The 6,448-nt window shown below is 44.5% G+C and carries 5 protein-coding genes; 4 read left to right on the top strand and 1 reads right to left on the bottom strand.

All coding sequences use genetic code 11. From position 1 onward, the window contains the following. Window positions 1-26 precede the first annotated feature (26 nt). Complete coding sequence (locus tag A2517_RS07265) at window positions 27-1,364, top strand: hypothetical protein (protein WP_294895586.1); 1,338 nt, start codon at window positions 27-29, stop codon at window positions 1,362-1,364. A 116-nt stretch (window positions 1,365-1,480) separates the two neighbouring features. Here the strand turns inward: A2517_RS07265 and A2517_RS07260 are convergent, their stop codons facing one another. Continuing rightward, the gene (locus A2517_RS07260) at window positions 1,481-2,980 is read right to left on the bottom strand and encodes a B12-binding domain-containing radical SAM protein (protein ID WP_294895584.1); all 1,500 of its coding nucleotides are present in this window, start codon (window positions 2,978-2,980) and stop codon (window positions 1,481-1,483) included. 69 nt (window positions 2,981-3,049) lie between these two features. Between A2517_RS07260 and ppsA the strand changes: the two genes are divergently transcribed. The 3 genes from ppsA to A2517_RS12000 all read left to right on the top strand — a co-directional run. Beyond that, window positions 3,050-5,443, top strand: a complete 2,394-nt coding sequence (gene ppsA, locus A2517_RS07255) for a pyruvate, water dikinase (RefSeq protein ID WP_294895582.1) — start codon at window positions 3,050-3,052, stop codon at window positions 5,441-5,443. 10 nt (window positions 5,444-5,453) lie between these two features. After that, window positions 5,454-6,140, top strand: coding sequence for a hypothetical protein (locus tag A2517_RS07250; RefSeq protein WP_294895580.1), 687 nt, complete (start codon window positions 5,454-5,456; stop codon window positions 6,138-6,140). Between the two features lie 188 nt (window positions 6,141-6,328). Next, window positions 6,329-6,448, top strand: a 120-nt coding sequence (locus A2517_RS12000; protein WP_367187989.1) for a cytochrome b5 domain-containing protein, incomplete at its 3' end; no start/stop codon positions are given.

Below are 6,448 nucleotides of genomic sequence, written 5' to 3'. Positions count from 1 at the left end.
TCGGACGGTTTCTTGAAGGAGAATGAATGAAATTAGGAAAACTTAGTCTAGTCGCTGTAATGGCTCTTGGAACAAGCGCGTTCGCAATCGATAACGTAAAAGTAAACGGTGAAGCAAAAGTATGGTATCAAACATCTGAGTACAGTGGAGCAGGTGCTGGTGCAACTACTTCTCAAGACTTTTTTGATAATGATACTAACTCATTAGCTGAAGTTAAATTAAGTGTTGGTGCGACTGCAGATTTACTTCAAAGCTTAAGTGCAGGTGTAAAAGTCACTGCTCTTTCAACTCTTGGTCTTGAAAATAATATGGTTGGAGCTGTTCCAGCTGCAAAATTTGATGCTACTGGGACTAGTGCAGGTGCTGCACAACTTGATGATCAATCATGGACAGAAGAACTTTATCTAGCATATACAATGGGTAAAACAACGGCTAAAATCGGTCGCCAAGCGCTAAGTACTCCACTAGCATTTACTGAAAACTGGAACGTTGTTGACAATACTTTTGAAGCAGCTGTTCTTTTAAACAATGACCTTCCTGATACGACTTTGGTAGCTGCGTACGTCGGTAAACATAATGGTGTAGGTTTGCTCAAAACAACAACTGGGCGTGGATCAACCGTAGCATATTCAGGTAAATTTACCAATTTTGGAACTGAAGGTGCGTATGCTGCCGGTGCTATCAATAAATCAATTCCTAATACAACAGTACAAGGATGGTATTATAATGTAAGTGCTATCGCGGATGCATTTTGGTTGCAAGCAGATGCTAAAGTGATGGATATGGTAACAATCGGTGTTCAATATGCCGGTATGGATCCAAAACTTTCACGCGCTACTGTAATTGCGGCAGGATATGTGGCTGGTAATGAAGATTTGGCAGGAGTCAAAAAATCTTCAGATGTATTTGCTGTTAAAGCTGCGGTAGATGTTGCAGGTGTAAACCTTTATGCAGCATACTCAGAAGTGAGTGATGGTACTCTTGGATTTGCAAATACTGCGACAGGTGATAAATCAAGCCTATATACTTCACTCGGAAGCATCTGGTTGGATGGTGAAATCGCTGCTGCACCGGATACTGATACATGGAAAATCGGTGCATCGACAAAATTGATTCCGGGTGTAACCCTTTCAACAAGTTATGCAGAATCAGAAGTTGGTGCTAACGCTGGTGCAATAGCTGCTGTAGCAGGTGCTGCAACTGCAAGTACTGATTTTACTGCGTGGGATGTGGTTGCGGCAACTAAAGTTGGACCGGTTGATTTGACAGCTATCTATACTCAATTTGATAAAGATGTAAAAGCTACAGATACTACGGATAAAACAACTGATACGATCCGTATCATCGCTTCTTTGAAATTCTAATACTTCATTAGAATCTCTTCCTTTTCAGGGCCTTCGGGCCCTCAACATTCTCCTTATGTTAAGCTTTCCGCCTGAGAATTCGTCACTCTCAGGCACTCTCAACACTTCTTCTTAAACTAAATTCTTTTTGCTTGCCGTTTCGGTGTAACCGTATTTATCTCTTTTGTTTTTTTCTCTTGAGTCGATTGTCGTAGAAAAAACGGAATGGTTTTTTCAGGGCGTGAGGATAGATCATCTATCAAGGCTTCTTCTACAATCGCTGTCTCATGAAGTTCACACAGGTAGGTATGTATCAATGTAATTTGACGATCCAGCGATATTTTCCACGTGGAGAGGGTTTGGGTATAGATCCATTCGCTGAATGCGTAAAACCCCTCAAATACGCTCCCCTGACTCCAAAGGAGCGGAACTGTTTTGGTAAAGCTTCCGCTGTTGTAGAAAATATCCCAAAATCGTGCAAACCGTTTCATCTTTTGAATATCGCTAAAGCTGAGAATATTATTTTGGAGGATGTCATAAGGCGGTGTGTCGGAGTAAATCATTCCGTGCGTTTGATCGTGACGTGAGAGTGTGGTTCCTGAGAGGTTTTTGAGGATACCGATCTGTATTTCGCTGTGGGTGAGAGAAACGAGGGTATCTAGATTATGTCCGAATCCTTCGATACTCTCTCCCGGAAGCCCGACGATAAGATCGAGGTGCATGTGCGCAGAGGTCTCATTTTCCAGGAATCGTAGGTTATCAAAAATCTTTTCTACCTTTAGCGGTCGATTGATCCCTTTGGCAATCACAGGATCGAGAGTTTGGATACCGATTTCGAGCTGCAACGATCCTGCGGGAAATTGAGCAATTTTGGCTTTGAGCACATCAGGGAAATGGTCGGGGATCACTTCGAAGTGGGCAAAGTAGGGTGGCTCTTTGGAGAGGAAGAAATCGAGGATGCGGTTGGCAAAGGTCATATTGAGATTAAAGGTACGGTCGATGAACTTGAAACTTCGAGCACCGCGTTGCCAAAGAGTTTCAAACTCTTCGAGGAGCTGATCAAGTGGGAAATTACGCACTTTCTCATCGATAGAGGAGAGACAGAACTCACACTCGAACGGACATCCCCGTGAGGCTTCGACATAAATGTAGCGGTGCGCCACGTCTTCGTCATTGAAAGCGGAATAAGGGAGGTTTATCGCTTTAAGGTCGGGAAGAGGAGCTTTAATGAAGTGCTCTTTAGGTAAATCATTGGCAAAGATTTTTTTGCACAACTCATAAAATGCTACTTCCCCTTCACCGCTGATGATGAAATCGGCTTTGCTAAAATCGACACGATGCGGCAAATATCCCGCTTCGGGACCGCCGAGGACGATGATCGTCTCAGGAGAGACTTTTTTAAGGGTTTGTATCAGCTCCGCACTCTGCGCAGCGTTCCAAATATAGACACCGATTCCGATAATTTTCGGAGAGTGTTTTAATAAATCTTCGACAATACTCTGGATCTGTTCGTTCATCGTAAACTCGATGATTTTTGCCTCGGATTGGAGCTCGTGCAGGTTGGCATAGAGATAGCGCAAACCTAGTGCAGTGTGGGCGTAGCGGGCATTGAGAGTGGTCAGTAAAATTGTGTGCATTAGTATTCCGATAAAAGATAAACGTATTATATGGTATTCTACAGATACTACGCCCTAAAGGGAGATATTATGCGTTACATTCGCGCTCTGGATTCATTAGGAATCAATGATATTGCATTGGTCGGAGGTAAAAATGCCTCTTTGGGAGAGATGATCGGTTCTCTCAAAGTTCTGGGGGTAAAAGTTCCCGAAGGGTTTGCGGTAACGGCGGAAGGGTATCGTCTCTTTATCGCTCATAATGGTTTTGAACCGAAAATACGTCAGTTTTTTAACGGCGTCGATCTGAGTGACATTGAAGCGTTGAACCGATGCGGGGATGCGATACGCTCTCTCATGCTCAGCGGTGAAATGCCGCAAGTGTTAAAAACCGAAATTGCCGAGAGTTATCGTGCTATGGAGCGTGAGTACGGCACGGCGTCGGTAGATGTGGCGGTACGTTCCTCCGCAACGGCCGAAGATTTGCCCGATGCGAGCTTCGCAGGGCAGCAGGAGAGTTACCTGAACGTCCGGGGAGAGACGATGCTCATCGAACACGTCAAGCGGTGTTTTGCCTCACTCTTTACGGATCGTGCAATCAGTTATCGCAACAGTCGCGAGTATGACCATTTTGCCGTAGCCCTTTCGGTGGGGGTGCAGAAAATGGTGCGCAGCGACTTGGCCAGCAGCGGGGTGATGTTCACGATCGATACCGAAAACGGCTCGGAAAATCTGATCCTCATCAACTCGATTTGGGGGTTGGGGGAGAACATCGTCGGCGGACGGGTTAACCCTGATGAATTTTTTCTCTTTAAACCGACCCTCAAAGAGAATAAAGTCTCTATCCTCAAACGCCAACTCGGCTCTAAAGCCCTCACGATGACCTACGATGAGCGTCACCATACGATGAACCTCTCCACCCCAAAAGAGTTGCAAGAGGCCTTTTCGATTAGCGATGAGGAGGTGGCTGTACTGGCCCGTTATGCTTTGATTATCGAAGAGCATTACAGCACAATGGCCGGGGAATACCGTCCGATGGATATCGAATGGGCTAAAGACGGTCTTACGGGTGAGCTTTTTATTGTTCAAGCCCGCCCTGAAACGGTACAAAGCCGTAAAATGAGTGATACGACGTTGGAGCAGTACCGTTTCGGAGGAGAAGTGAGTGCGAAAATACTCCTTAGCGGCAAAGCAATCGGTGATAAGATCGGTTCCGGAAATGTCAAAATTATCCACTCACCCGCTGAAGGGGAATCTTTCCTCTCTGGAGATGTCCTTGTCGCCGATATCACCGATCCCGATTGGGAACCGATTATGAAAAAAGCTTCCGCTGTTATCACCAATCGCGGAGGGAGAACGTGTCACGCCGCTATCGTCGCACGTGAGATTGGTGTTCCTGCACTCGTCGGGACGATCAATGCGACCGACATATTGCACGATGGTGATGCGGTAACGGTGAGTTGTGCGGAGGGGGAGAACGGACGGGTGTATGAGGGATCGGTTCCGTATGAGATTACTCAAATCGATTTGGGCAATCTTACTCCGACGAAGACAAAACTTTATATGAATGTCGGTAACCCAGATATCGCCTTTAAAGTGGCAAAACTCCCTAATGATGGAGTAGGGCTGGCGCGGATGGAGTTTATCATCTCCAACACCGTCAAAGCGCATCCTATGGCACTGGTTGAACTTTCCCGCGGCAAAAAAATTCGTGAGCACAAAGCGATTAGAGCCGCGATGTTGGGGTATGATGATCCAAAGAGGTTTTTTATCGACAAGATTTCTGAGGGGGTAGGGATGATCGCGGCGGCATTTTATCCCCGTCCTGTCATTGTCCGTACCAGTGATTTTAAATCCAACGAGTACAAGCATATGGTTGGCGGCGCGGCATACGAGTCGGATGAAGAGAACCCGATGATCGGATTTCGCGGAGCAAGCCGTTATTATTCTGAGCAATACAAAGAGGCATTTGAGTGGGAGTGTGAAGCACTGAAACGGGTGAGGGATGATATGGGGCTCACTAATGTCAAAGTGATGCTCCCCTTCGTCCGTACTCCCGATGAGGGGCGTAGAGCGATTGCGGTAATGAACGAAGCGGGATTGGTGCAGAGGGAAAACGGCTTGGAAATCTACGCGATGTGCGAAATCCCCTCAAACGTCATTTTAGCCGATCAATTTTTGGAAATCTTCGACGGCTACAGTATCGGCTCCAACGATCTCACTCAGCTCACCCTCGGCGTTGATCGGGATAGTACCCTCGTTTCGGCAGTGTTCGATGAGCGTAACGAGGCGGTGACGAGGATGCTCTCCATGGCGATACGTGCGTGTAAAGAGCGGGGTAAATACATCGGTATCTGTGGTCAGGCACCTTCCGATTATCCCGAAATCACCCGATTTTTGGTGGAGGAGGGGATTGATTCGATCTCACTCAATCCCGACTCGCTTCTTAAAATGCGGCAGGTTGTGAGTGAGTTGGAAAATAGATAAATGGATATTCATGAATAAAATTTTTTTACTCATTTTATGTTTAGTTCCTCTTTGGAGTTTAGATTTAAATACAACATGTGAACAGCAAAATATTTTGGCAAAATATGCCGGTCATTATGCTGATCAAGTACTCTGGCACAATATTCCAATACAACGAAAGTGGTCATCAACACAAGAGCAATCTTATAACGGTATTAGCAGGGTTAATATTGACAAACATGGAGTAGTTACCGCTGCTACTGGTTGGCATGAAGGTTCTATTCAACCAAAATGTAGCTCTATCATAAAAAATAAATTATGGATTATTAATGAGTTTACAAATCACTGGGAAGGACCTTTTATACGGGTAAGCAAAGATTTTGACGAAAATACGATTTATTTTAATAGACTATTTCAAAATAAGTGTTATAAAGATGAGTTAAATCAAAAATGGTGTTTTAGGAATGGTGAAATCCAAATTGATAAGAAAAAAATCAAAGTTGAATTAATGCTGGATACTGATGAAAGCCCTCTTTATGGAAATGCGTTAAGATTAGAAGAAGACAGGTCAAGGCTATGGATGTTTGTTCCGCATAAGAATGGTTGGAAAATTTTTCAAGATACATTTGTAACAGACGAAAAATTTAAAGAAATCGATCCTTTAACTGATAAGCCTTGGCATTTTCTTAAGCTGGATTCCCGATCAAGTCGGGAATGACGAGGAAGGTGCCGTTCGTGGTGAGCCTGTCGAACCATGAACCGTTCTACCCTTCGACACACTCAGGGCGAACGAAATAAATATCAAAGCTAAAAAATAAGTTTTGTAAATAGTATTAGTTTATATTTGTATTTTTATATTTACCAACTTGGACTAAAGTATCTGTAACGTAATAGAAGCAGGAATGTATGCAACAATTTAGCGAGGAAGAGCTTCGACAATACAACGGGAAGGACGGTATGCCTGCCTATATCGCCTATAAAGGGCAAGTATACGATGTCACTTCGTCCAAGTTTTGGAAAGAGGGT

The organism is Sulfuricurvum sp. RIFOXYD12_FULL_44_77, assembly GCF_001830725.1.
Taxonomy (GTDB): domain Bacteria; phylum Campylobacterota; class Campylobacteria; order Campylobacterales; family Sulfurimonadaceae; genus Sulfuricurvum; species Sulfuricurvum kujiense_A.
Note: the sequence above shows the minus strand (reverse complement) of the source record. Positions and strands in the feature narration are given on the sequence as shown.

Excerpts from the sequence above, each read along its gene's own strand:
- A2517_RS07265 (WP_294895586.1), top strand. The coding sequence starts at position 27 with ATGAAATTAGGAAAACTTAGTCTAGTCGCTGTAATGGCTCTTGGAACA.
- A2517_RS07250 (WP_294895580.1), top strand. The coding sequence starts at position 5,454 with ATGAATAAAATTTTTTTACTCATTTTATGTTTAGTTCCTCTTTGGAGT.
- ppsA (WP_294895582.1), top strand. The coding sequence starts at position 3,050 with ATGCGTTACATTCGCGCTCTGGATTCATTAGGAATCAATGATATTGCA.
- A2517_RS07260 (WP_294895584.1), bottom strand. The coding sequence starts at position 2,980 with ATGCACACAATTTTACTGACCACTCTCAATGCCCGCTACGCCCACACT.